Annotated in this window: 17 protein-coding genes and 3 tRNA genes; 12 read left to right on the plus strand and 8 right to left on the minus strand. The window is 35.4% G+C overall.

All coding sequences use genetic code 11. From position 1 onward, the window contains the following. Window positions 1–58 precede the first annotated feature (58 nt). Window positions 59–1,087 carry a tryptophan--tRNA ligase gene (gene trpS / locus QM870_RS08580; protein WP_414369308.1) on the minus strand — a complete coding sequence of 343 codons (1,029 nt, stop codon included), beginning with the start codon at window positions 1,085–1,087 and terminating at the stop codon, window positions 59–61. A gap of 205 nt (window positions 1,088–1,292) precedes the next feature. Here trpS and QM870_RS08585 point away from each other — a divergent pair, with 205 nt between their 5' ends. Together QM870_RS08585 and QM870_RS08590 are read left to right on the plus strand one after the other, a co-directional pair. Then, window positions 1,293–2,918 carry an ATP-binding cassette domain-containing protein gene (locus QM870_RS08585; protein ID WP_049486042.1) on the plus strand — a complete coding sequence of 542 codons (1,626 nt, stop codon included), beginning with the start codon at window positions 1,293–1,295 and terminating at the stop codon, window positions 2,916–2,918. A 49-nt stretch (window positions 2,919–2,967) separates the two neighbouring features. After that, window positions 2,968–5,535: a YfhO family protein gene (locus QM870_RS08590; protein WP_414369310.1), complete on the plus strand. Its 2,568-nt coding sequence runs from the start codon at window positions 2,968–2,970 to the stop codon at window positions 5,533–5,535. 99 nt (window positions 5,536–5,634) lie between these two features. Here the strand turns inward: QM870_RS08590 and QM870_RS08595 are convergent. From QM870_RS08595 to rlmH, 6 genes are all read right to left on the minus strand, one after another. After that, window positions 5,635–5,708 (minus strand) — tRNA-Asn (locus QM870_RS08595). Window positions 5,709–5,716: 8 nt separating this feature from the next. Further along, a tRNA-Glu gene (locus tag QM870_RS08600) sits at window positions 5,717–5,788 on the minus strand. 50 nt (window positions 5,789–5,838) lie between these two features. Beyond that, window positions 5,839–6,597 carry a response regulator transcription factor gene (locus QM870_RS08605; RefSeq protein ID WP_003009229.1) on the minus strand — a complete coding sequence of 253 codons (759 nt, stop codon included), beginning with the start codon at window positions 6,595–6,597 and terminating at the stop codon, window positions 5,839–5,841. After that, window positions 6,594–7,934: a sensor histidine kinase gene (locus QM870_RS08610; RefSeq protein ID WP_201089494.1), complete on the minus strand. Its 1,341-nt coding sequence runs from the start codon at window positions 7,932–7,934 to the stop codon at window positions 6,594–6,596. Before QM870_RS08610 ends, QM870_RS08605 begins: the two co-directional genes overlap by 4 nt. Before the next feature lie 350 nt (window positions 7,935–8,284). Then, window positions 8,285–8,358: transfer RNA gene (locus QM870_RS08615), tRNA-Arg, on the minus strand. 42 nt (window positions 8,359–8,400) lie between these two features. Continuing rightward, window positions 8,401–8,880, minus strand: a complete 480-nt coding sequence (gene rlmH, locus QM870_RS08620; RefSeq protein ID WP_003009233.1) for a 23S rRNA (pseudouridine(1915)-N(3))-methyltransferase RlmH — start codon at window positions 8,878–8,880, stop codon at window positions 8,401–8,403. A gap of 204 nt (window positions 8,881–9,084) precedes the next feature. On the opposite strand from rlmH, the gene QM870_RS08625 reads away from it, so the two are divergent. The 5 genes from QM870_RS08625 to QM870_RS08645 all read left to right on the plus strand — a co-directional run bounded on the left by QM870_RS08625 (window position 9,085) and on the right by QM870_RS08645 (window position 14,225). Then, window positions 9,085–10,266 carry a S1C family serine protease gene (locus QM870_RS08625; RefSeq protein ID WP_023920001.1) on the plus strand — a complete coding sequence of 394 codons (1,182 nt, stop codon included), beginning with the start codon at window positions 9,085–9,087 and terminating at the stop codon, window positions 10,264–10,266. 71 nt (window positions 10,267–10,337) lie between these two features. Continuing rightward, window positions 10,338–11,099, plus strand: coding sequence for a ParB/RepB/Spo0J family partition protein (locus QM870_RS08630; protein WP_155168188.1), 762 nt, complete (start codon window positions 10,338–10,340; stop codon window positions 11,097–11,099). A 267-nt stretch (window positions 11,100–11,366) separates the two neighbouring features. Further along, the gene (dnaA, locus tag QM870_RS08635) at window positions 11,367–12,725 is read left to right on the plus strand and encodes a chromosomal replication initiator protein DnaA (protein ID WP_031574821.1); all 1,359 of its coding nucleotides are present in this window, start codon (window positions 11,367–11,369) and stop codon (window positions 12,723–12,725) included. A gap of 159 nt (window positions 12,726–12,884) precedes the next feature. Beyond that, window positions 12,885–14,021 carry a DNA polymerase III subunit beta gene (dnaN, locus tag QM870_RS08640; RefSeq protein ID WP_021154169.1) on the plus strand — a complete coding sequence of 379 codons (1,137 nt, stop codon included), beginning with the start codon at window positions 12,885–12,887 and terminating at the stop codon, window positions 14,019–14,021. A 12-nt stretch (window positions 14,022–14,033) separates the two neighbouring features. Further along, window positions 14,034–14,225 carry a DUF951 domain-containing protein gene (locus tag QM870_RS08645; protein WP_003002008.1) on the plus strand — a complete coding sequence of 64 codons (192 nt, stop codon included), beginning with the start codon at window positions 14,034–14,036 and terminating at the stop codon, window positions 14,223–14,225. 35 nt (window positions 14,226–14,260) lie between these two features. On the opposite strand, the gene QM870_RS08650 is transcribed toward QM870_RS08645, so the two are convergent. Beyond that, window positions 14,261–14,758: a DUF1307 domain-containing protein gene (locus QM870_RS08650; protein ID WP_031574824.1), complete on the minus strand. Its 498-nt coding sequence runs from the start codon at window positions 14,756–14,758 to the stop codon at window positions 14,261–14,263. Window positions 14,759–14,935: 177 nt separating this feature from the next. Here QM870_RS08650 and ychF point away from each other — a divergent pair, with 177 nt between their 5' ends. From ychF to QM870_RS08675, 5 genes are all read left to right on the plus strand, one after another. Next, on the plus strand, window positions 14,936–16,051 hold the full coding sequence (gene ychF, locus QM870_RS08655; protein ID WP_049475054.1) for a redox-regulated ATPase YchF: 1,116 nt from the start codon (window positions 14,936–14,938) through the stop codon (window positions 16,049–16,051). A gap of 68 nt (window positions 16,052–16,119) precedes the next feature. Beyond that, window positions 16,120–16,689 carry an aminoacyl-tRNA hydrolase gene (gene pth / locus QM870_RS08660; protein ID WP_155168184.1) on the plus strand — a complete coding sequence of 190 codons (570 nt, stop codon included), beginning with the start codon at window positions 16,120–16,122 and terminating at the stop codon, window positions 16,687–16,689. Window positions 16,690–16,693: 4 nt separating this feature from the next. Continuing rightward, window positions 16,694–20,188, plus strand: a complete 3,495-nt coding sequence (gene mfd / locus QM870_RS08665) for a transcription-repair coupling factor (RefSeq protein WP_414369314.1) — start codon at window positions 16,694–16,696, stop codon at window positions 20,186–20,188. A gap of 68 nt (window positions 20,189–20,256) precedes the next feature. Beyond that, window positions 20,257–20,523, plus strand: coding sequence for an RNA-binding S4 domain-containing protein (locus QM870_RS08670; RefSeq protein ID WP_003002258.1), 267 nt, complete (start codon window positions 20,257–20,259; stop codon window positions 20,521–20,523). Further along, entirely contained in the window at window positions 20,516–20,884 is a 369-nt protein-coding gene (locus tag QM870_RS08675; RefSeq protein WP_003009251.1) for an FtsB family cell division protein, read from the plus strand. Before QM870_RS08670 ends, QM870_RS08675 begins: the two co-directional genes overlap by 8 nt. The last annotated feature ends 3 nt before the right edge of the window (window positions 20,885–20,887 follow it).

Below are 20,887 nucleotides of genomic sequence, written 5' to 3' on the forward strand. Positions count from 1 at the left end.
CATTTATTGGTAAATTATCAATGAACAGTAAGAAATGTTCGCTTTTAATGAAGTCGTTTTATTTTTTAAAATAGCTAATTCCCATCGCTGATTTTACTTCATCCAATGTTTGAGCAGCTACATTTCGAGCACGCTCACTTCCTTTTTCAAGAATAGAGTATACCTCACCCATATCCTTTGCAAACTCAAGTCGTCTTTCACGAATCGGTCTTAATTCACGATCTAAAATTTCTAAAAGATATCGTTTGGTCTTTACATCACCAAGTCCACCACGTTGATAATGTTCTTTCATTTCTGCAATTTCAGCTGCATCTTCTGGACGGCCAAATACATCCAGGTAATGAAATACCATATTGCCTTCGATTTTTCCTGGATCCTCTACTTTAATATGATCAGGATCAGTATACATACTCATCACTTTTTTCTTTAAAGTATCTGCATCATCAGCTAGGTAAATGCCATTATTCAACGATTTAGACATTTTAGCATTTCCATCTAAACCAGGTAAGCGACCAGCTGCTTCATTTTCAGGATAAATCCCTTCCGGTTCCACCAAAGTATCTGTATTATAAGCATGATTAAAGGAACGAACAATCTCACGAGTTTGTTCAATCATTGGCTTTTGATCATTTCCTACTGGAACAAAATTCGCTTTAAATGCTGTGATATCGGCTGCTTGTGAAATAGGGTATACCAAAAATCCTGTTGGAATACTCTCACCAAAACCTTTTTGAGAAATCTCGGTTTTTACAGTTGGGTTTCTTTCAAGTCGCGCCAAAGATACTAGATTCATGTAATACATTGTCAATTCCGCTAATTCAGGAATCTGACTTTGAATGAAAATCGTAACTTTTTCAGGATCTAGTCCAGCTGCCAGATAATCCAAAGCAACATTACCAATAGATTCTACAATCGTTTTTGGATCTTTTGCATGGTCTGTCAAAGCTTGCTGGTCTGCTAGGAAAACAAACATATTATACTCGTCTTTATTTTGCAACAAGACGCGATTTTTTAAAGAACCAACATAGTGGCCGATATGGAGTTTTCCTGTCGGTCTATCTCCTGTCAGAATGATGGGTTTTGTCATACTCTTCTCCTTAATCGTTATCCCTATCATTATAGCACTTTCTAGTTGAAAATGTTAGTCTATCCTCTATGTTTGTAAGGAATTAACACTTTACTAAACTGTCAATTTCGTTTACATAGTTGTAAAAACAAATTGACAGTAAAAAAGTTGAATTTTCCCCTATTTTCTAGTAAAATGAAGACATTATAGAAAGAGGAGAATATCATTGCTTACAGTATCAGACGTCTCACTACGTTTTAGTGATCGAAAATTGTTTGACGATGTCAATATCAACTTTACAGAGGGAAATACATACGGTCTCATCGGTGCCAACGGTGCTGGAAAGTCAACCTTTTTAAAAATTTTAGCTGGAGATATTGAACCAACAACTGGTCATATTTCTCTTGGCCCTGATGAACGTTTGTCTGTTTTGCGTCAAAATCACTTTGACTACGAAGACGAGCGGGTCATCGATGTTGTCATTATGGGAAATGAAAAGCTCTACAACATTATGAAGGAAAAAGATGCTATCTACATGAAAGAAGATTTCTCTGATGAAGATGGTGTCCGTGCAGCTGAACTTGAAGGTGAATTTGCCGAACTTGGTGGATGGGAAGCAGAAAGTGAAGCATCTCAATTGCTTCAAAATCTAAATATTTCAGAAGACCTTCATTATCAAACTATGAGCGAGTTAGCCAATGGGGATAAAGTGAAAGTTCTCTTAGCTAAAGCCCTTTTTGGTAAACCAGATGTCCTTCTTTTGGACGAGCCGACCAATGGATTGGATATTCAATCCATTACCTGGTTAGAAGATTTTCTGATTGATTTTGAAAATACGGTTATCGTTGTATCCCATGACCGCCACTTTTTGAATAAAGTCTGCACCCATATGGCGGATCTCGACTTTGGAAAAATTAAACTTTACGTCGGAAACTATGATTTCTGGAAAGAATCTTCTGAACTTGCAGCAAAATTACAAGCAGATAGAAATGCAAAAGCTGAAGAAAAAATTAAACAATTGCAAGAGTTTGTCGCACGTTTCTCAGCCAACGCTTCAAAATCAAAACAAGCAACTTCGCGTAAAAAAATGCTTGACAAGATTGAACTTGAAGAAATTGTTCCATCTAGTCGGAAGTACCCATTTATCAACTTTAAGGCAGAACGAGAAATTGGTAACGATCTCTTGACAGTTGAAAATCTTTCTGTCAAGATTGATGGTGAAACTATCCTTGACAATATCAGCTTTATCTTACGTCCTGGTGACAAAACCGCCCTTATCGGACAGAACGATATTCAAACAACCGCTTTGATCCGTGCATTGATGGATGATATTGAATATGAAGGAACTGTCAAGTGGGGAGTTACAACTAGTCGATCATATCTACCAAAAGACAACAGTCGTGATTTTGCAGGTGGTGAAAGTATTCTTGATTGGCTTCGTCAATTTGCAAGTAAAGAAGAAGATGACAATACTTTCCTTCGTGGTTTCTTAGGACGGATGCTCTTTTCGGGTGACGAAGTTAACAAGTCTGTCAACGTCTTGTCAGGGGGAGAAAAAGTTCGTGTCATGTTGTCTAAATTGATGCTCCTCAAGTCAAATGTTCTTGTACTGGATGATCCAACCAATCACTTGGATTTGGAGTCTATTTCAAGTTTGAATGATGGATTGAAGAATTTTAAAGAATCGATTATCTTTGCTAGCCATGACCACGAATTCATTCAAACACTCGCCAACCATATTATCGTTCTTTCAAAAAACGGCGTAATCGATCGTATTGATGAAACCTATGATGAGTTTCTTGAAAATGAAGAAGTTCAAGCAAAAGTGAAAGAACTTTGGAGTCAATCATAAAAATAAAGAGCCCTGAAATAATGATTTCAGGCTCTTTCAGTAGAAATATATGAATAAAACAAAGCTAAAAACATCCCTTTTTATAGTATCTTCTTTCCTGATTCCAGCTATCATGATGTTCTTTATTTACCTCTCACAAGGAATCTACTGGAACAGTGATACATCCCCCTTATTAGGAGATGGTTATCATCAGTATGTCATTTTTGATACCACACTTCGAAATATTTTACATGGGACAGATAGCCTATTTTACAGTTTCCAAAGTGGATTAGGCATTAATTTCTATGCACTCAGTAGCTATTATCTAGGAAGTTTCTTTTCTCCTCTTGTCTACTTCTTTAATGCACAATCCATGCCAGATGCTGTTTATCTCATCACTCTTCTTAAATTTGGAGCTATTGGATTAAGCACTTATATTAGTTTGCATGGAATGTTTTCTAAAATTCCTAGATTCCTGGTTCTTACCCTTTCAACATCATTTGCTCTTATGAGCTTTGCTATCAGCCAAATTGAAATCAAAACTTGGCTAGATGTTTTTATCCTAGCACCATTAATTCTTTATGGATTCAAAAAACTCATTTACAATGAGGGAGAGATTCTCTACTTTATCAGCTTAACCAGCTTGTTTATCCAAAATTATTATTTTGGGTTTATGATGTCTATTTTTCTTATTTTATGGTACTTGACACAACTGTCATGGGACATCAAAGGAATTGGAAAACGCTTCTTTCATTTTGTGATTGTATCTCTTTTATCAGTTATAACAAGCCTTGTGATGTTATATCCAACCTTCTTAGATTTACGCACTCATGGAGAAAGTTTTTCAAAGGTTGACAGTATCTTTACAGAAAAAAGTTGGTATCTTGACGTATTTGCGAAAAATTTCATTGGAAGTTTTGACACTACTAAATATGGATCAATTCCAATGATCTACGTGGGATTATTTCCACTTCTATTAGCGATCACCTTTTTCTTTGTAAAGTCGATCAAGTTTCACGTGAAACTTTCTTACTTTATACTCTTGACCATTCTTATTTTGAGTTTTCGTTTTCAATTATTAGATCTCCTTTGGCAAGGTATGCACGCGCCAAATATGTTTCTTCATCGATACTCTTGGATCTTTTCTTTGACGATTATTCTGATGGCAGGAGAAGTACTAAATCGAATAGAGGAGATCACTTGGATTCGTTTTAGTCTTGCTAATTTCCTCCTTATTCTAGGATTTGGAGCAACTGTCCTTTACAGCAGTCACTATAAATTTTTAGATGCTGTCAATTTTATTGTTACTTTTGAATTTTTAATTGCTTTCTATTTGGTCTGTTTAGGATTTATCCTAAAAAAGATACCGCCTAGACTTTTCTATCTTTCGATCCTTTTTTTCTCCATCTTTGAATTATCGGTGAATAGTTATTATCAAATGGAAGGAATTGCGAATGAATGGGTCTTTGCTTCTCGGTCATCCTATGAACGAGACTTAAAAGCCATCCAATCCTTAGTAAGAGAGAAGACAGACTCTAATTATCGGACTGAGATTCTACAGCCACAAACGGGCAATGATAGCATGAAGTATGGTTATAATGGAATTTCTCAATTTTCATCTGTACGAAATACGGATGCTAGCTCGACATTGGACAAACTAGGATTTAAATCTGAAGGAACTAACCTCAATCTTCGATACCAAAACAATTCTATTTTAATGGATAGTCTATTTGGTGTTCGCTATAATTTAAGCCAACAACCTGTTCAAAAATTTGGATTTAAAGAGATTGCAACCAAAAATGGAGTCTCACTTTCAGAAAACGAATATGCCTTACCAATCGCCTTTCTGTCAGCAAAACCTTATAAAAATACTTCCTTTACGAATTTGACACTGGATAATCAGACACGATTCATCCATCAAATCACAGATGAAAAATATAAATTTTATAAGAAATTAAATATTCTCTCGCCTACTTCACAAAATACTACATCTTCGTTGCAAACTGCAAAAATTGAAGAAGATAGTCATCTATCCTACGCAAGTATTCAATATGAAGTAACGGTTCCTGCCCATAGCCAACTATATGTCAATGTTCCAAATTTACAATTTTCAAACGATGATCGGAAAGATATTGAAATCAGCTACAATGGACAGACTCAACGCTATACCATTGATAATGCCTTTCCATTCTTTTCGATTGGCCATTTTGACACAGAGGAAACAGTTACTATTCGTATGAGTTTTCCAGAAAATTCGACAGTCTCTTTTGATACACCAGAATTTTTTGCTCTGGATCTTGACCAATACACACAAGCTATCGCTAGCATTCGTCAGCAAGAAGTTGCTATTCACAAAAAGAAAAACAAATTGGTAGCAGCCTATAACGCAAATAGAGACACTACCCTTATTTTTACACTCCCTTATGATAAAGGCTGGTCAGCTAAACAAAATGGAAAACCTATCAAAATTCATCGCATCCAGAAAGGATTAATGGGAGTTCGTGTTTCAAAAGGATCCGGAACAGTCACCTTAACATTTGTTCCCCAAGGCTTCATTGAAGGACTCATTGCCTTTTTCGTTGGAATCATTCTCTTTTTCCTCTACGAATGGAGACAAATAAAAAGACGAAAAAGTTAAGGAATCTAACCATCGGTTCACTTATAAATAAAAGGCTAGGATAGTAATTATCCTAGCCTTTTTCAAAACAAAAAAACACCCAAATGGGTGCTATACTAGCTCCGCCAGTAGGACTCGAACCTACGACATCATGATTAACAGTCATGCGCTACTACCAACTGAGCTATGGCGGAATGAGATATAGTCCGTACGGGATTCGAACCCGTGTTACCGCCGTGAAAAGGCGGTGTCTTAACCCCTTGACCAACGGACCATATATTCATTAACAGAACATATCCCATTATATCAAAATTTAACTAATTGTCAAGCACTAAATTCTAAATTTTGCTCTTCAATTAATTTTTTGGCACGTTTGATATTGCTTCTTGAGATTGGACAAGAATAGCCTTCTTTCAACAGTAGCTGTTTCTTTTTCTTATCCATTCCAATGATCATACTTCTATTCACGATAAAAGATTGATGGGGACTGAAATATCTCTCCTCCACATCTTTCTCCAAGACATCTGATAAACTTCCCGCAATTTCTTTTTGAAAATTTTTCCCAACTAAGTTTAATTTATAAGCCGAACCAACAGTTTCAATATAAAGAATATCCTTAAATGGAATTTTTATCTTTTTATCCTTAAAGTCATACTCAAAATAATCTGTCAAATCATCATTTCCAATTTGAATAGTCGTTAGGTACTCAATACACTCCTTAATTTTTAATCTAAATAAATCTTCATTCAAATTTTTATCAATAAAATCTAAGGCAGATACTTTATAACGATAGGTAATCGAAGCGAATTCTGATTTTGTAGTAATAAAAACAATAATGGCATAAGGATTTGCTTCTCGTATTTTTTGAGCAATTTCCAGCCCACAATACTCATTGTCTTGGATATGAATATCTAGAAAATATAATTGGTGGATATCCGAATGCTGGATATAATTTTCAAATTCCGAAATTTTACCGGTAGAAATCACTTCAAGTTTAATTTCTAATTCCTTAGCAATTTCTGCAATATGTTTTTCTACCCGTATCTGTTGAGAGAGCTCATCTTCTAATAAAAAAATCTTCATTCTTGTTCGTATCCTCCAATCTTCAAAACTTGTAAAAAACGATTTCCTTGCAATTCTGTTTCTAAAAACATCGTTCCATAATTTGCTAAGATTTTTCTCACATTATTTAATCCTAGTCCTCTATTTTCTCCTTTTGTCGAATAGCCTTCTTCATATATTTTTCTAATATCAAAAGTGATTTCATTTGTTGTATTATGAATCACTAAGTAAACAATTTTTGAAATAGAGAAAATAGCAATATGAACTTTCTTTTCTTCTGCTTCTTTTGAAGCTTCCAAAGCGTTTGTCACCAGAATCCCAACGATTCTCACGATATCTAATAAATCAACTGGTAGTTGCTCGATTGGTTCACTCGTTTCAAAAGTCATTTCCACCCCAGCATCTCTTGCATCCAACCAGCCTCGAATCAAAATACTTCGTAAAGCAGAATCTTTGATATTGACCAAGTTGAATCCTGATAATGCTTCTGTATTGATCTCTTTATAACCTTTTTCCAATACTTCTCTATGAATTCTCTGTATTTCTGGAATATTTTCTTCCTCAATAGCTAATGACATAGAAATAACTAAATTTCCCAAATCATGACGAAATCCCCTAACAATAGAATAGAGACTTTGAATTTCAGCCATATACCGACTCATTTGTTGCTCAGAAAATTCTTTATACTCCAGTTCTAAATTTTTACGATACTGATCTCGCTCGATTTTCATATGGAATAAGCTGACTACAAAAGAGAAAAAACAAATCGTTGCCAACATGCTCCCAAAATTTTTAAATTGCGCTTGTTCACTAATCCATAAAGCAAAATTAATCACTACAAATATAGCAAAATAGACACAGATGAGTCTCTTTAAATATTTTTCAAATTCTTTCTCATAAAAAGGAGTGAAATCAAATTCAAATAAGTCAATTAACTTCAAAATGATTCCTAAAGAAAGCAAACGAATACACATATTGTAGACAATCGAGTAAGCTGCTACAACAGCATCTCCTATTACTGAAGAGACAATTATCGTCAGAAAAGTTGCTGTTCCTTCAACCGCTAAATAAGTAAAAAAAGAATAAAAAATGGCGCACAAGCGATTCGTCCGATTGGCATAATGATAATAAGGATATAAATAAACCGGCCATAAGAGCATATTTAAATCAGAGAGTCGAATATTTGAAAATAAAGTCACATCTAAAAATACTAAGAGACTTTCAAAAAGAAGAACAAAGGTGCTCAGCAGAAAGATAAATGCAAATTGATGTTCCTGATAGATTTTTTCGTCCACTAATGCAAACGTCAGAACAATGATCCCTCCCAAGAGAAAAGACAAGATTAATGACTGAATCACACAAACTCTCCCACTTTGTTTTTTTCTATTTTATTATACTCTAGTATTATTATAAAAAAATAAAATTTTATATACAAAAAATTATAATATAAAATAGCCTAAAATTAAAGGGAATCGGTAAAATTGTAATGTTTTTAATGTTTTTGTTACATGAATGAAAACTATTTTACACAATTTATATAATCTACACTTTGCACTATATAGGGATTGTTAGTTCTTTTTAAAAATATTCCTAATAAATCATTCCGTTACTATTTGTCTATAGTGAATTATACAAAAATTAATAGATGATGAAAATTTATACATTTTTACATAAAAGAAAAGATGCAGCAAAAGCTGCATCTTTCATTTGATCCCAGCAGGATTCGAACCTGCGACCGTTCGCTTAGAAGGCGAATGCTCTATCCAGCTGAGCTATGAGACCGAACTTACTTCATTTTAGCAGAAAAAGGAAGGAGCGTCAAGGTTATTTATGGTAAGGACTCCCCTGTTGAATCATGAAAGCACGATAGATTTGTTCCACCAACACTAATTTCATCAACTGATGAGGAAGAGTTAATTGACCAAAGCTCATTAATAGATTTCCTCTTTTTTTCACTTCAGGAGACAGACCAAGACTGCCTCCAATAACAAAAGTAAGGTTTGAATAACCAGATGTCATAATCTGGTCAATCGTTTGACTAAATTTCTCTGAAGGAAATTGTTTTCCTTCGATGGCTAATACAATCACATATTCCTTATCTGAAATCTTAGAGAGAATTCGTTCCCCCTCTTTTTCAAGGATTTGTTGATTTTCGAGTTGACTGGCACGATCTGGAGTTTTTTCATCAACTAACTCAACCTGTTCTACTTTTGCAAATCGACCAAGCCTTTTAATATACTCCGCGATCCCATCTTTTAAGTATTTTTCTTTTAATTTTCCAACGGTTATCAATTTAATTTTCATTTCCCTATTGTAGCATAATTCTTCAATTCCACAAATAATCCACAGCTATAGAAAGGAAATCTATTCTATAAAGTCCTTTTTAAAGCCATTTCTCAACTAAATTCTACAACTTATCCACAATTTGTGGATAAGTTTAGTTATTTAAGATATAATTAAGAAAGTTTTTCTATACTTTAGATAATTTGATATCCTTAGGAGAAAAATATGAAATCTTCATCTAATTTACTGAAAAAACTTGGAAACATAACCCTCATTTTCGTTGTAGGTTTTCTAGGTGGGATTCTTGGAACCTTTTTAACCTTACAAACCTCTCATTCTTCTACTTCAAATACTGAAAGTAAGCAAGTACACTCAACCACTGTTAAAACAGCTTATAAAAATACAACCTCAACTAGTGAGGCCGTAGATAAGGTGAAAAATGCTGTAGTTTCTGTGATTACTTATTCTGATTCTTCGAATCAAGGGTTATTTGAAAAAGAAGAAAACTCTGACTCACAAATTTCTAGTGAAGGTTCTGGGGTCATTTATAAAAAAGAAGGAAAATATGCCTACCTTGTTACCAATACCCATGTAATCAATGGTGCTAAAAAAGTAGATATTCTTTTAGCAGATGGGAATAAAGTCCCCGGAGAAGTAGTTGGATCAGATGTCTATTCTGATATTGCAGTCGTTCGCATTAGTGCGGATAAAGCAAAGGCAGTAGCTGAATTTGGAGATTCAAACCAATTAACAGTCGGTGAGACTGCAATTGCGATCGGTAGCCCTCTTGGAACTGATTATGCGAATTCTGTTACTCAAGGGATCATTTCTAGCCAAGGTCGCAATGTGAATTTGAAAGCTGATAATGGACAAAATATCTCTACACGCGCTCTACAAACAGACGCAGCCATCAACCCAGGAAACTCTGGAGGTCCATTAATCAACATTCAAGGACAAGTCATTGGGATTACCTCAAGTAAAATTTCAAATAACGGACAAACTTCAGTAGAAGGAATGGGATTTGCAATTCCTGCAAATGATGTTGTCAATATTATCAAGCAGCTAGAAGAAAAAGGAAAAGTAGTTCGACCAGCTCTTGGAATCCAAATGATGGATTTATCCAACCTTTCAACTTCTGATTTAAGCCAATTAAAACTTCCTGAAAAAATCTCTGGAGGAGTACTAGTTCGTTCAACACTTGAAAATATGCCTGCTTCAGATAAATTGCAACGTTATGATGTCATCACAAAGATCGATGATACAGATATCGAGTCAACGGCAGATTTACAATCCGCCCTCTATTCTCACCAAATCAATGATACAATCAAGGTCACATTCTATCGTGATGGAAAACAACAAACAACTTCTATCAAGTTGACAAAATCAACTGAGGATCTGAGCGATTAACTTTCACTTTCTTGACATACTTGTAAACACACCTTTACGAATTTGTAAAGGTGTGTTATTCTATTCATAAGATGGAAAAATTAGAAAAAATAGCGGTAAAGGACATTCGAACCAATCCTTTCCAACCAAGAAAAGTATTTGATCAAGAAAAATTAGAAGAACTGGCTCAGTCAATCAAAGAAAATGGCTTAATTCAACCCATTATTGTCAGAAAATCTCCAATAATTGGTTTTGAATTGCTTGCAGGTGAAAGACGTTTTAGAGCTTCAAAAATTGCTGGATTAGAGCTTGTTCCTGCGATTATTAAAGAGTTAACGGATCAAGAAATGATGCGACAAGCCATTATTGAAAATCTTCAACGAGAAGATCTCAATCCAATTGAAGAAGCTATCTCCTACCAGAAGCTCGTTGATCATGGCTATAAGCACGACCAAATCGCTCAATTTATGGGGAAATCTAGACCCTATATCAGCAATATGCTTCGCTTGTTACATCTAGCTCCCTCTGTTCAAGAAGCAGTCATTCAAAATGATATTTCTTCGGCTCACGCGCGTGTTCTTGTTCCTCTTGATGAAGAAGAGCAGCGCTTTTGGTTGGAGCGAATCAAACAGGATCATTTAAATGTTCGAACATTAGAAAACAAGATCAGTTCAAAAAGAAAACAGAAAAATAAAAAAGCAAAAGAGAGCTTCCTACTAGAAGAGGAACAACGATTGAAAAAAATATTGGGAACAGAAGTGACGATACACCCCTCTTCTCAAAATAAAGGAACTATCCAAATTTCTTTTTCCAGTCTTGATGAATACCAACGAATTATCAACAGCCTTAAATAAGGCTGTTATTTTTATTTTTTATATTGACAAGCTTTTCCACCATAAAAATCTTTTGTAAATAGCAGAAAAATAAGGATATTCTCTAGTTATCCCCACTTTGTGGATAACTTTTAAAAACAATGTGAATTTAAATCCACAACTTGTGGAAAAGTTTAAAACTATAATTTAATCTCATGAAATTTAGCCTGTGGAAAACTATTTTTGTTTGTGGTAGAATAGGAGTACGTATGATTTGATACAATTCAAGAAAAGGAGGGAAGTCTGATAGTGTCACAAGAAGAGCAATTTTGGTCTCGTTTTTTAGAATTAGCCCAATTACAACTAAAAGATAGTGCCTATGATTTTTTTGTCGCCGATTCAAAATTAGTCAAAATCGATGGAGAAACGGCTACCATTTATCTTGATGGAAATTATAAAGAATTATTTTGGGAAACAAATCTAAAAAATGCTTTGATCACAGCCAGCTTTGAAGTCTACAATACAGATTTGAAGTTCCATTTCGTTTTTGAAGATACCGAAGAAATTCCTAGTAGTCATAGCGGTGAGAATAGGAGATTATCTTCAGGTAGCTTAACAACCGAACCGTTGCCTAAAATTGATACAGGTCTGAAATCAAAGTACACATTTGATAATTTTGTGCAAGGGGATGGAAATATTTGGGCGAAAGCAGCAGCGCTTGCAGTTTCTGAAAATCTTGCAACAACTTACAACCCTCTCTTTATCTATGGTGGACCAGGGCTTGGAAAGACTCACCTATTGAACGCAATTGGAAATCAAATCCTAGAAAATATTCCAAATGCACGGGTTAAGTATGTTCCAGCAGAAACCTTTATTAATGAATTTTTAGAACACCTTCGATTAGGAGAAATGAAGACGTTCAAGAATACCTATCGAAGTCTTGATCTCTTACTGATCGATGATATCCAGTCACTCGGCGGGAAAAAAGTCACGACTCAAGAGGAATTCTTTAATACCTTTAATGCCCTCCATAGCGACAACAAACAGATTGTTCTAACAAGCGATCGAAGTCCGGATCATTTAGATAGTCTTGAAGAGCGACTGGTTACTCGTTTCAAATGGGGACTAACGCAAAATATAACACCACCTGATTTTGAAACTCGGATTGCCATCTTACGGAATAAAATTGAAGATCTAGACTATATTTTTCCTAATGACACACTGGAATATCTAGCAGGTCAGTTTGATTCAAATGTCCGAGACTTAGAAGGTGCCTTAAATGATATTTCTTTAATGGCGAAGGTGAAAAAACTAAAAGAAATTACGATCGATGTTGCAGCTGAAGCTATTCGAGCTCGTAAAAACGATAATAGCAAGACGCTTGTCATCCCCATTGAAAAAATTCAGGAAGCAGTTGGAGCCTTTTATGGAGTCAGTGTAAAAGAAATCAAAGGTTCTCGAAGAGTTCAGAATATTGTCCTAGCACGACAAGTGGCCATGTATCTTTCAAGAGAGATGACGGACAACTCACTTCCTCGAATCGGAAAAGAATTCGGTGGAAAAGACCACACGACTGTCATTCATGCTTATGAAAAAATTAAAAGTATGGTCGACACAGATGATAATCTACGACTCGAAATTCAAAGTATCAAGAAAAAGTTAAATTAATCTGTGGATAACTTCCTCTAAACTTCTAAGGGTTATGCACAATTTTTAAACAAGTAACTTTTTAAGTCATAGATAGGATTCTGAGACTTTTCCACAACTTCCACACAACCTACTATTACTATTAACTTACTAATCATAAAATAAATAAAAGGAATGACCATGATAAATTTTTCTATTAACAAAACTTTATTTTTACAAGCACTAAATACTACCAAAAGAGCGATCAGTTCAAAAAATGCTATTCCAATCCTTTCCACGATTAAAATTGATGTCACTCCAGAAGGAGTTGCCTTATCAGGATCGAATGGCCAAATTTCAATCGAAAACTTTATTTCTATCAAAGACGAAAATGCTGGTTTACTAGTGACCTCCCCAGGTTCTATTTTATTGGAAGCAACTTTCTTTATTAATGTGGTTTCAAGTTTACCAGATGTTACTTTAGATTTTAAAGAGATTGAACAAAAACAAGTTCTCTTAACAAGTGGTAAATCAGAAATTACACTTAAAGGAAAAGATGCAGATCAATATCCACGTATTCAAGAAATTGCTGCAAGTAATCCATTAGTTTTGGAAACAAAATTATTAAAACAATTGATTAACGAAACGGCATTTGCAGCAAGTGTACAAGAAAGTCGTCCAATTTTGACAGGTGTTCACTTTGTTTTATCAGATAATAAAGAGCTTAAAACAGTAGCAACAGACTCTCATCGTATGAGTCAGAAAGTGATTACACTGGAGAAAAATGGAGACAACTTTGATGTTGTCATCCCAAGTCGCTCTCTTCGTGAATTCACCTCTGTCTTTTCTGATGATATTGAAACAGTTGAAGTTTTCTTTGCTAACAATCAAATCCTATTTAGAAGTGAACACATTAGTTTTTATACCCGTTTGCTAGAAGGAAATTATCCTGATACAGACCGTCTCATTCCAACAGAATTCAATACAGAGGCAACCTTCAATGTGGCCAACCTTCGATTTGCAATGGAGCGTGCTCGTCTTCTTTCAAATGCGACTCAAAACGGAACGGTTAAATTAGAGTTCAAAAATGGAGTGGTTTCTTCTCACGTTCATTCACCAGAAGTTGGGCGAGTAAATGAAGAGATCGATACGAGCGCCGTTTCAGGAGAGGATTTGTCTATTAGCTTTAATCCAACTTATTTGATTGAAGCGCTCAAAGCTATTGATAGTGAACAAGTTGTTATTCGTTTTATTTCTTCTGTTAGACCGTTTACATTGGTTCCAGAAGGAAATGAACAAGGGTTCATTCAATTGATTACGCCAGTTCGCACAAATTAACAAAGGTGAATCATGTATACGTTAGGTGATTTTGTAGAAATGAAAAAGCCCCACGCTTGTGTGATTAAAGAAACAGGCAAGAAGGCAAATCGTTGGGAAATTACGCGACTTGGTGCAGACATAAAAATCAAGTGTAGCAATTGTGATCATGTGGTCATGATGAGTCGCCATGATTTTGAACAGAAAATGAAGAAAGTACTATAAAAGGTTCAGTCACTTATGTGACCGAACCTTTTCGATTATTTTAATTCTTCAAATTTTCCATTTTTAACTTCTTTGAAACCACCCTGTTTCATCATATCAAAAGTTGATTTGAAGCTGATATAGTCGACTTTTTTATCTTTTTGTGTCGTTACTAATTTCTTTTCAATTAGCTGATCTAAGTCTGCCTTTTCATAATTTAGTGTTGTTTTTTCAACCATATAATCATCTTTATATTCAGCAGAATGTGTGAATCCTTTGACATCTTTGTATTCTTCATCATATTTATCGATCATTTCCTTTAATTGATCTTTCGTAACTCCCGCCTCTTTGTAATAAATAGTAGTGGTGGTTTGGTTACTGATCGCTTTATCACCTTTATGTTCTAGTGTAATACGAACATCTGTTTTCTTTTCTTGGTTGATTGCCTGAAGATAGGATTTTTGAACAGATTGTTGTCCACAAGCTCCAAGAAGAAAGAGAGTAAAGATAGCGATTAAAGAAAGAAAAATAGATTTCCATGTTTGTTTTTTCATCTGAAAAACTCCTTTGTTCATTGTTAAATATAGTATACCATTTTTATCTTTTTAGAACGTTACAGTTTGATGAAAAAATCTAGTTTCAAAGGTGATGAAATATTTCATTTTTCATCACTTGTCTTTTGAATTATGTTATAATAAAAGAGATTGAAATTTGAACGGAGAAAAAGAAAAATGGCATTAACAGCAGGTATCGTTGGCTTACCAAATGTTGGTAAATCAACCCTATTTAACGCAATTACAAAAGCAGGAGCAGAGGCCGCAAACTATCCCTTTGCAACCATTGATCCAAACGTTGGGATGGTAGAAGTTCCAGATGAACGCCTCCAAAAATTGACGGAAATGATTACTCCTAAGAAGACAGTTCCGACTACTTTTGAATTTACAGATATTGCGGGGATTGTGAAAGGGGCTTCTAAGGGAGAAGGACTTGGTAATAAATTCTTGGCCAATATCCGTGAAGTAGATGCCATTGTTCATGTGGTACGTGCTTTTGATGATGAAAATGTCATGCGGGAGCAAGGTCGTGAAGATGCCTTTGTTGATCCACTGGCAGATATTGATACCATCAATTTAGAATTAATTTTAGCCGACTTAGAGTCTGTCAATAAACGCTATGCGCGTGTAGAAAAAATCGCTCGTACACAAAAAGATAAGGATTCTGTTGCGGAATTTAATGTTCTACAAAAAATCAAACCAGTTCTTGAAGATGGTAAATCGGCTCGGACCATTGAATTCACTGAGGAAGAACAAAAAGTGGTGAAAGGACTTTTCCTTTTGACTACCAAACCAGTTCTTTATGTAGCCAATGTGGATGAAGATGTTGTTGCAGATCCAGATTCTATCGAGTATGTGAAGCAAATTCGTGACTTTGCGGCAACAGAGAACGCGGAAGTCGTGGTGATTTCTGCGCGTGCTGAGGAAGAAATTTCTGAGCTAGATGATGCAGATAAACAAGAATTTTTAGAGGCGATTGGCCTAGCAGAGTCTGGAGTTGATAAACTTACGCGTGCAGCTTATCACTTGTTGGGACTTGGCACTTATTTCACAGCTGGTGAAAAAGAAGTGCGTGCTTGGACCTTCAAACGTGGCATGAAAGCTCCTCAAGCAGCTGGAATCATCCACTCCGATTTTGAAAAAGGATTTATTCGTGCCGTGACTATGTCCTATGATGATTTGGTCAAATACGGTTCTGAAAAGGCTGTAAAAGAAGCAGGACGCTTGCGCGAAGAAGGAAAAGAATATGTTGTCCAAGATGGGGACATCATGGAATTCCGTTTTAATGTATAAGAGAGTTAAAAAGATGTAAAGGTTGGAAAAAATATTTCCAACCCTTTTAGTGTTTTGAAAGGAAAGAGATGACGAAATTAATTGTTGGATTGGGAAATCCAGGTGATAAGTATGTTGAAACGAAACACAATGTAGGCTTTATGTTAGTTGATCAAATGGCAAAGTCTTTAAATCTTACTTTCTCCCATGATAAGATTTTTCAAGCTGATATCGCCTCAACATTTTTGAATGGCGAAAAGGTCTATTTTGTAAAGCCGACCACTTTCATGAATGAGAGTGGAAAAGCAGTCCATGCCCTTCTGACTTATTATGGTCTGGAGATTGAAGATCTTTTAGTTATTTACGATGATTTAGATATGGAAGTTGGCAAGATTCGTCTTCGAGCTAAAGGATCAGCTGGAGGTCATAACGGAATCAAATCGATTATCAATCATATTGGAACTCAGACTTTTTATCGAATTAAGATTGGAATTGGAAGACCTAAGCAGGGCATGTCAGTTGTTCATCATGTATTAGGAAAATTTGATAAAGACGATTACATCACTATTCTACAAACAATCGATCGAGTAGAAGAAGCGGTTAACGATTACTTGGTAGAAGAAAATTTTGAAAGAAGCATGCAGAAATACAACGGGTAAGTAGATGAATGTAATTGATTTAGTGAGTCAAAACTCCAACCTTCTATCCTGGCAACAAGGTTTGCAAAAAAATAATAGGGAATTGATCTTAGGATTATCTGCGACCACAAAGGCTATTGTAATGGCTTCAGTCTTTGATTCTATTGAAAAAGCAGTCCTCATCACTTCCAGTTATAACGAAGCAGAACGATTGGCCAGTGATTTTATTGCCTTACTTGGAGAAGAGAAAGTCCATACATTTTTGGGAGATGATAACCCTTTAGCAGAATTTGTTTTTGCTTCACAAGAAAGGCAATTTGCACGATTAGAGGCTTTGAACTTTTTATGCCAAGAAGATCGTCAAGGCATCCTTGTGACCAATGTGAGTGGTATAAAACTACTATTACCTTCTCCTAAAGTTTTTACATCTAGTATTTTTAAATTGAAGGTTGGTCAAGAAATAGACTTAACTACTCTGAGTGAAACATTACAGAAGATTGGCTACCAAAAGGTGAGCCAAGTTTTGCAACAGGGGGAGTTTAGTCTACGAGGAGATATTTTAGATATCTTTGAGATCGACCAACTCCAACCCTATCGGATTGAATTTTTCGGAGATGAGATTGATGGAATCCGAATCTTTGACCCAGAAAGTCAGCGTTCTGTTGAAAATGTTGAAGAAGTTCAACTGAAGGCAGTGAGTGATCTATTGTTGCAAGAGGAAGATTTTATACGTGGTCAGCAGCAAATAGAACAATTGCAAGAACAGAGTGCAAATGAAGAATTTAAATCTTATCTAGCAGAAATTCTGGGAGATATTTATCAAAGGAAACTCCATCCGGATCTTAGAAAATTTATTAGTTTCTTTTACAAGAAACAATATACCCTATTCGATTATCTCCCTAAACACACTCCAGTCTTTCTGGATGATTATCAAAAAATAGCAGATCAAATAGCGAGATTTGAACTAGATACAGCTAATCTCTTGACGGAAGATTTACATAAAAATAGAGCTTCTTCTCGCCAAGTGTATTTTGCAGACACCAGTACAACTTTACGAAAATATACGCCTGCAACTTATTTTTCAAACTTTCAAAAAGGATTGGGAAATCTGAAGTTTGATCATTTGTATCAATTCAATCAATATCCCATGCAGGAATTTTTTGGACAATTTGATTTACTAAAAGAGGAAATTGAACGGTATCGAAAATCAAACTATACTGTTATTGTCCAAGCAACTTCTCATCACAATCTTCAACAGCTCCATAAAAATTTAGAAGAGTATGGAATTCGATTAGATTATATTGATGGGGATACGATCATTCCTCAAGCTAGTCAATTAGTCGTTGGAGGATTAGCTCACGGTTTTCAATTTGTTGATGAAAAAATTGTCTACATTACAGAATCAGAGATTTATCAGAAAAAGATCAAACGAAAGATTCGCAGGCAAAATATTTCCAATGCAGAACGCCTAAAAAATTATAATGAACTGGAAAAAGGGGACTATGTTGTTCACCAAGTTCATGGTATTGGTCAATATTTGGGAATTGAAACGATTGAAATTTCGGGTGTCCATCGTGATTATGTTTCAATTCAATATCAAAATGGAGATCGCATCTCGATTCCTGTCGATCAGATTCAGATGTTGTCCAAATACGTTGCAAGTGATGGAAAAACGCCAAAAATTAACAAATTAAACGATGGTCGTTTCCAAAAAACGAAGCAAAAGGTTCAGACCCAGGTGGAGGATATTGCGGATGATTTGATAAAACTCTATGCAGAGCGTAGTCAATTAGAAGGTTTTGCTTATTCTTCAGATGACGAAAATCAAGAAGCTTTTGAACAAGATTTTCCATATATTGAAACAGATGATCAGTTGCGCTCCATTGAAGAAATCAAAAAAGATATGGAATCGAATCGTCCGATGGACCGACTGCTGGTTGGAGACGTCGGTTTTGGGAAAACAGAAGTTGCTATGCGAGCAGCCTTTAAGGCAGTAAATGATCATAAACAAGTAGCAGTGCTGGTTCCTACGACTGTTCTTGCCCAACAACATTATGCCAATTTTAAGGAGCGTTTTGAAGCTTTTGCGGTAGAAGTTGCTGTTTTAAGTCGTTTCCAGAGTAAAGCAGAGCAGAAGGAAACGCTTGAAAAATTGAAGAAAGGACGAGTGGACATTATTATTGGAACTCACCGGTTATTGTCTAAAGATGTCGTCTTTTCAGACTTGGGCTTGATTGTGATCGATGAAGAGCAACGTTTTGGAGTAAAGCATAAAGAAACCTTGAAAGAATTGAAAAAAAAGGTGGATGTGCTTACCTTGACAGCTACCCCTATTCCTCGGACGCTCCATATGTCTATGCTAGGAATTCGAGATTTGTCTGTCATTGAAACACCTCCGACCAATCGGTATCCTGTGCAAACTTTTGTACTAGAGACCAATCCAACTATTATTCGAGATGCTGTGTTGCGGGAGATAGATCGTGGAGGTCAAGTGTACTATCTTTACAATAAGGTAGATACGATTGAGCAAAAAGTATCCGAGTTAAAAGAGTTGATTCCAGAGGCTTCGATTGGCTTTGTTCATGGCCAAATGAGTGAAGTTCGCCTGGAAAATACCTTGTTGGATTTCATTAATGGCGAATACGATGTCTTAGTGACGACAACCATTATTGAGACAGGTGTGGATATTCCAAATGCCAATACACTCTTTATTGAAAATGCGGATCATATGGGACTTTCAACTCTTTATCAACTAAGAGGTCGTGTAGGACGAAGCAACCGAATCGCTTATGCTTATTTGATGTATCGTCCAGACAAATCTCTTACAGAAGTGTCTGAAAAACGTTTAGAAGCGATTAAAGGTTTTACTGAATTGGGGTCTGGATTTAAAATTGCTATGCGAGATCTATCGATCCGTGGAGCAGGGAATATTCTTGGAGCTTCTCAATCTGGTTTCATCGATTCAGTTGGTTTTGAAATGTATTCTCAATTGTTAGAAGAAGCTATTGCTAAAAAACAAGGCCAAGAGCATCGTAGGCAAAAGAGTAATGCAGAGTTGAACCTTCAAATAGATGCGTATTTACCTAATGAATATATTTCAGATCAACGTCAAAAAATTGAAATTTACAAACAAATTCGTGAAATGAATTCTGCGAGTGACTATGAATACTTGCAAGATGAATTGATTGATCGTTTTGGAGAATACCCAGATGTTGTCGCCTATCTACTTGAAATTGGTTTAGTGAAAGCTTACTTGGATCAAGTCTTTGTCCGTCTTGTTGATAGAAAACAACAAAAAGTGACAGTGAAATTTGAACCTATTGCCAAACAACTGTTTTTAACACAGGATTATTTCAAAGCTCTGTCAATGACACAGTTAAAGGCACAGATTGCAGAAGAAAAGGGATTGATTGAAGTGATCTTCGATATTCGAAATAAGAAAGATTTTGAAATTTTGGAAGCTCTGAAGCAATTTGGTCAAACCTTATTGGAAATTAAACAGGAAAAAGAAAAGTACTAGCAGTTCTTAGCTCATTTTTCGCATTTTATGTATAAAAAATGATACAATACTATGTTAGAGGTGACAGTATGAGATTAGATAAATATTTAAAAGTTTCTCGCATTATTAAGCGTCGTCCTGTTGCAAAGGAAGTTGCAGATAAAGGACGAATCAAAGTCAATGGAGTATTAGCCAAAAGTTCAACGGATTTGAAAGTGAATGATCAAATTGAAGTTCGTTTTGGAAATAAAGTATTGACGGTTAAAGTCTTGGAAATGTTGGATAGTACAAAAAAAGAAGATGCATCCAAAATGTACGAAATAATTAGTGAAACAAGGATAGAAGAAGATGCCTAAAAATATCGTTCAAATGAACAATAAATATATCAAAGACGAAAGTCAGCGAAAACGTTTTTTAGAAGAAGAAAGAAAAAAACGCAATCGTTTTCTGGGGCTCGTTTTGATATTGGTCATGTTACTGTTTATTCTTCCAACTTATAATTTAGCCCAGAGCTATCAATCGCTACAAGATAAAAAAGAACAATACAAACAGTTGGAAAAAGAGTATAAAGAAACAAGTGAACAAAAAGAATACCAACAAGACATCGCTAAAAAATTAAAAGACGATGATTATGCAACAAAATATGCACGCGCTAAGTATTCTTTTTCAAAAGATGGTGAATATGTTTATACCATCCCAGATTTACTCCCCCAATAACCG

Origin of the sequence: Streptococcus parasanguinis, from assembly GCF_047463195.1 — a bacterium.
Lineage (GTDB): Bacteria > Bacillota > Bacilli > Lactobacillales > Streptococcaceae > Streptococcus > Streptococcus parasanguinis_R.

Bases quoted from the DNA above. Each gene is read 5' to 3' on its own strand.
- trpS (WP_414369308.1), bottom strand. From the start codon at position 1,087: ATGACAAAACCCATCATTCTGACAGGAGATAGACCGACAGGAAAACTC.
- QM870_RS08590 (WP_414369310.1), top strand. From the start codon at position 2,968: ATGAATAAAACAAAGCTAAAAACATCCCTTTTTATAGTATCTTCTTTC.
- QM870_RS08605 (WP_003009229.1), bottom strand. From the start codon at position 6,597: ATGAAGATTTTTTTATTAGAAGATGAGCTCTCTCAACAGATACGGGTA.
- rlmH (WP_003009233.1), bottom strand. From the start codon at position 8,880: ATGAAAATTAAATTGATAACCGTTGGAAAATTAAAAGAAAAATACTTA.
- QM870_RS08625 (WP_023920001.1), top strand. From the start codon at position 9,085: ATGAAATCTTCATCTAATTTACTGAAAAAACTTGGAAACATAACCCTC.
- QM870_RS08630 (WP_155168188.1), top strand. From the start codon at position 10,338: ATGGAAAAATTAGAAAAAATAGCGGTAAAGGACATTCGAACCAATCCT.
- dnaN (WP_021154169.1), top strand. From the start codon at position 12,885: ATGATAAATTTTTCTATTAACAAAACTTTATTTTTACAAGCACTAAAT.
- QM870_RS08645 (WP_003002008.1), top strand. From the start codon at position 14,034: ATGTATACGTTAGGTGATTTTGTAGAAATGAAAAAGCCCCACGCTTGT.
- QM870_RS08650 (WP_031574824.1), bottom strand. From the start codon at position 14,758: ATGAAAAAACAAACATGGAAATCTATTTTTCTTTCTTTAATCGCTATC.
- ychF (WP_049475054.1), top strand. From the start codon at position 14,936: ATGGCATTAACAGCAGGTATCGTTGGCTTACCAAATGTTGGTAAATCA.
- pth (WP_155168184.1), top strand. From the start codon at position 16,120: ATGACGAAATTAATTGTTGGATTGGGAAATCCAGGTGATAAGTATGTT.
- mfd (WP_414369314.1), top strand. From the start codon at position 16,694: ATGAATGTAATTGATTTAGTGAGTCAAAACTCCAACCTTCTATCCTGG.
- QM870_RS08670 (WP_003002258.1), top strand. From the start codon at position 20,257: ATGAGATTAGATAAATATTTAAAAGTTTCTCGCATTATTAAGCGTCGT.
- QM870_RS08675 (WP_003009251.1), top strand. From the start codon at position 20,516: ATGCCTAAAAATATCGTTCAAATGAACAATAAATATATCAAAGACGAA.